Origin of the sequence: Bacillus sp. JJ1474, from assembly GCF_036965225.1 — a bacterium.
Taxonomy (GTDB): Bacteria; Bacillota; Bacilli; order Bacillales; family Cytobacillaceae; genus Cytobacillus.
In genome coordinates, this window is record NZ_JBALPC010000127.1 from 1 (window position 1) to 4,301 (window position 4,301).

Annotated in this window: 3 protein-coding genes; all 3 read left to right on the forward strand. The window is 35.5% G+C overall.

The window, feature by feature from the left end; translation table 11 throughout:
- Window positions 1-302: 302 nt before the first annotated feature.
- Genes V7164_RS16120 through V7164_RS16130 form a run of 3 tightly spaced genes read left to right on the forward strand, consistent with a single transcriptional unit; the run spans window position 303 to window position 4,176 of the window.
- Window positions 303-1,472 (forward strand): ABC-three component system protein, encoded by a 1,170-nt coding sequence (locus V7164_RS16120; RefSeq protein ID WP_335354590.1) that lies wholly within the window; start codon window positions 303-305, stop codon window positions 1,470-1,472.
- Window positions 1,469-1,999 (forward strand): three component ABC system middle component, encoded by a 531-nt coding sequence (locus V7164_RS16125; protein WP_335354591.1) that lies wholly within the window; start codon window positions 1,469-1,471, stop codon window positions 1,997-1,999. The genes V7164_RS16120 and V7164_RS16125 overlap by 4 nt, the downstream gene beginning before the upstream one ends.
- Complete coding sequence (locus tag V7164_RS16130) at window positions 1,996-4,176, forward strand: DUF3732 domain-containing protein (RefSeq protein ID WP_335354592.1); 2,181 nt, start codon at window positions 1,996-1,998, stop codon at window positions 4,174-4,176. The genes V7164_RS16125 and V7164_RS16130 overlap by 4 nt, the downstream gene beginning before the upstream one ends.
- The last annotated feature ends 125 nt before the right edge of the window (window positions 4,177-4,301 follow it).

Consider the following 4,301-nt stretch of genomic DNA (forward strand, 5'->3'; position numbering starts at 1 on the left):
CTATTAAAGTAAGTTCCAGACTTGTTGGATCAAAAAAACTTTTGATAATTTAATAGAGAATTAACAAGTATCAGCCTTTTTATAAAGAAATATAAAACAAGTAGTAAACCCCAAGTGGAAAAGTCTAAATATTGGATGAAATAAAAAGTACTTGAGCGTTTTTGCTCACATTAACAATCTAATTATGTAGCCAAAGCTCCTAAAAGGCTGCTTAACTTTAATATAGAGATATTCCAAAAAGAAGGAAATTGACTAAAAATGTCGAAATAACCATGAGAGTCTTATATTGGTAGGTGACATAAATGACTACAGATCATTCTGCGTCCGGTCAAGCATTAGGATATATATATCAATTTGATCGCGCAACCTATAGACTGTTTCAATCAGAAGTTGATGTTATTGAAATAGGGGTTGAGGATAAAGATGATGTCAGTGTACACAAGGTTAGTGGAGAAGAAATATATGAACAAGATAAATCAACCGTAAATACGGGCTCCCCATTGTCAGACCGAAGTGTAGCCTTATGGAAAACAATGCATATATGGGCTGAACTAATCGTGAAAGATCCGTCAATCCTTGAAAGAGTGGAATTTCACTTAGTCACTAATGGAACTTTATCGAAAGAATGCCTTGCTAGAAGAATTAACGAAACCGTCGATGAAAAGTCTTCAAAAGTTATTTGTGATGAATTACGCAGTATTATTCCAACATTAAGAGAAGATTTGGTTCCTTATGGTAGTACATTAAGTAAATTAAATGATAAATTACTAAAGAAAATGTTAATCAAAATCTCCGTGTTTGATAATATGTGTTCTAAATTTGGGGGTAACCTTGAAGAGATACAAGCCATACGAGTTTTTGAGCCTGAAATAAAAGTAAGTCTTTTTGACCAGATGTGTGGATGGGTTAAAAGGAAGATAAGGGAACTAGTCCAAACTGGACAGCAACCAAGAATAAAACGGGAAGATTTTGATAAGGAACTTAGAGGGATAGTGAGAAGAGTGTCAGTTGCACGTTTATCGGCACTTGTTGCACCTTTCGATTCAAATATTGATATTAGTGAGTATGAGTCACATGGTTTTGTTAAACAACTAGATTGGATAGATATTGATGAGGATTCAATAAGGGATGCAATTTTGGATTTTATTCATGCCCAAGATACACGTATTATTTGGACCGATAGAAATGTAGTTTCGGAAACAGCTCTTACGCTATACGAAAGAGATCTTAAAAAATCATGGGAGATTTCAAGAAGAAGAGCACTTAGACAGCCATTTGGGACAGATGAGCATAAAGGTCAAGAATGTTTGGATTTAACGCTGGAGAAGGATAGTTTTATTCATAATGAAATTATGCCAAAGACCATTACTTGTGGTAACTTTCATACACTAGCACATTTTATAGAAAAACAAGAACCAACTATTGGTTGGCATCCACAATTTAAATCATTATCGAAAGGAATACCAAAATGATGAAAGGGACATTACTTCATGAGTATGAGATAATGCAAAATCCTGCACTTGGGGCAATTGCGATGTGGGCATTCTCACAAGGCTTTTTGTCTAGGCAGTCAGAAAACATGAGATTACTAACACTATGGCATTTGGTTAGTGTTCTTCCGCTTGTTTATCAAGAAACTAGTAGGAAAATGATCTTAAAAAGGAGAGAAGCATCTGGTTTAAGATCCATTTTAGATCGTGACACAAAAAATTCTATAGCTCAAAACGAGGTAGTTTTTGATATTAATTCCCGGTTGCGGGCAATGGAGGATAGGACATTTCGCTCTTTAAATATAGCAATTGCATGTAAGCTAATATCTCTAGAAGATGGTTATTTCACTTCTTCACTATCCTTCAAGCTTCCTAAAAATATTTCGATTGAAACTAGAGATATATTGAAAGCAGCAAGTAAGCTAGGATTTTGGGCAGGTGGAATGTCTGATTTTGAATATTTGACAGTGTTAGGGGTTGAGCCTTTAAAATGGACTTTTCAGTATTGAAGTTAATTATTTGGTCGAAAAAAAAGGATAAAGCCCCTCGAGTTTTAGAATTTAAACCTGGGGCAATTAATTATATAACAGGTTCCAGTCGTAGTGGGAAGTCTGCGATTATCGAAATAATAGATTATTGTCTAGGATCAGGGGGATGTACAATTCCTAAGATCGGTCCGATAAGGAGATACTCATCTTGGTATGGACTGTTAGTTAGTACAGTCGAAGGGGAAAAATTGTTCGCAAGGCGAGATCCACTTGAACAGGATTCAACAGATGACTATTTTATCAAAGAAGGAACCCCTATTACTATTCCTGATATTCCAAAGAAAAACGCTAATCGCGATTATGCAAAAGGAATATTAGAAAGACTTGCCCGGATTCCACAGTCGAATTCAGACTTTAACGAATCAGGTAGTGGTTACAAGGGTAGGGCATCAATCTCGGATATGACTGCGTTTATGTTTCAGCCACAGAGAATTGTTGCAAATAATGAGACTATGTTTTTCGAAGCAGATAGAGAAGAACATGCTAGAAAGCTTAGAGAAATATTTCCTCTTGTTTTAGGAGTTGTAGATGCCGAGACATTGATAAAACAACATCGGCTCCAAGAAGTAAGGAGATTAATTGAACGTAAACAACGTCAATTGGAGGCTTTAAGAATTAATATTGAAAATTTCTCTGGGGAAGTAAGAGGGAGATACATTGCAGCAAGTCAGTATGGTTTTTTCCCCGCAGTAAATATCAAAGACACAAACACAAATGTTTTGTTTGAAAGGCTTAAAAACCTGGTCTCTACCTGGAAATCTGATAACAGTTACTGGGATAATTATGGACATGATATAAATACTGAGCAACTTTCATCATTGCGTGAAGAGGAAAGGAACCTTCAGGCAGAAATTACGACCTTACGCGTTAGGCTTACACAACTAAAAGAGTTATCTTTAGCTAGGGCCACCTCAGAAAGAAATATTTTAAGACAGAAAGATCGTCTTTCCTCAACATCTTGGCTTGTTGGAAAATTAGATTCCCAACATGAATGTCCATTATGTGGAAACGAGTCCAATACCCATGCTAAAGAACTAACCAAATTATTGGAATCAACTAAAAAAGTTGAGGCACAATGGAAAGCAATTGAGCTTGTTCCTCCTATGTTAGATGCTGAACAAGTACAATTACAAAAACAAATATCTATTAAGGAATCAAAGCTAAGACAATTAATAATTGAACGTGGATATCTACAGGAAGAAACTGAAGAAATGCAAGCAACAAGGGAACAGCGTGCAATGTACATTGGACGACTTACGGAATTTATTAATCTACGTGATTCTTTGAGTGATGAGGGAACATTTGCGAGAGAAATAGATGTATTGAAAGAGGAAGAGGCTGAGTTATTAAAATCTGTAGATTTCCAAGCTTTCGCACAAAGAAAAGAAACTGCTTTGTTTAAGTTTTCAAGATTTGCAGGCCATTATGGGAACATCTTGGATTTGGAAACGGGGGATGACTTAATTCAACTCGATACTAACAAACTATCGATCCGTGTGATAGATGATAAAGGTAGGGCTGCTTGGATGCGAGAGATTGGTAGTGGTGCTAACTGGTTAGGTTATCATATTGCGACATTACTATCGTTACATGAGTTGTTTATTAGTCAGGATATACCGTATGTTCCAAGTATTTTAGCAATAGACCAGCCTAGTCAAACACATTTTCCAGATAGAACTGATCCAGATTCTGACTATGAAGAACTCCAAGCTGTAAGAAAGGTATTTAAAGCTCTTTCTTCCGGTATTAAAAGGACAAATGGGAAACTACAAGTAATTGTTAGTGAGCATGCAGGTAAAGATATTGTCGGCAACCTTGATAATGTGCACATCGTAGAGAGGTGGCGATATGGGAGGAAATTAATACCATGGCATTGGCAGGATGAGATGCCAACTGATTTATTAAACGAGAACTCAAATGCACAATTAGCTGCAGAAGACTTGCTTAAAACAATAATTGAACCTTCATTCTTAATAAAAATGGGTCATCAAGAAGGAAAGGTTGAAATAATTGATGCTAGCTTTGAAGAAAAGGGCCTTTCGTTTAATGCTGCTCAATTATTAGATGGGAATAAAAAAGTACTTTTTTCAGGTATTATTGATTTTGAATTAAATGTAAAAATTGATTTAACAATGTAAATTAGTCATTCAAATGGCGGAGAGTTTATTATGAATTGATGTATTCTCATTTTTTTTAAACATTATTTGGTGAAATTTTAATAGGTCTAGAAATAATTCATTGAAAAGGAGTACCAGATTTGGAA

What these genes read in the sequence shown, in the direction of transcription:
- V7164_RS16125 (WP_335354591.1), top strand. Translation starts at nt 1,469, where the DNA reads ATGATGAAAGGGACATTACTTCATGAGTATGAGATAATGCAAAATCCT.
- V7164_RS16120 (WP_335354590.1), top strand. Translation starts at nt 303, where the DNA reads ATGACTACAGATCATTCTGCGTCCGGTCAAGCATTAGGATATATATAT.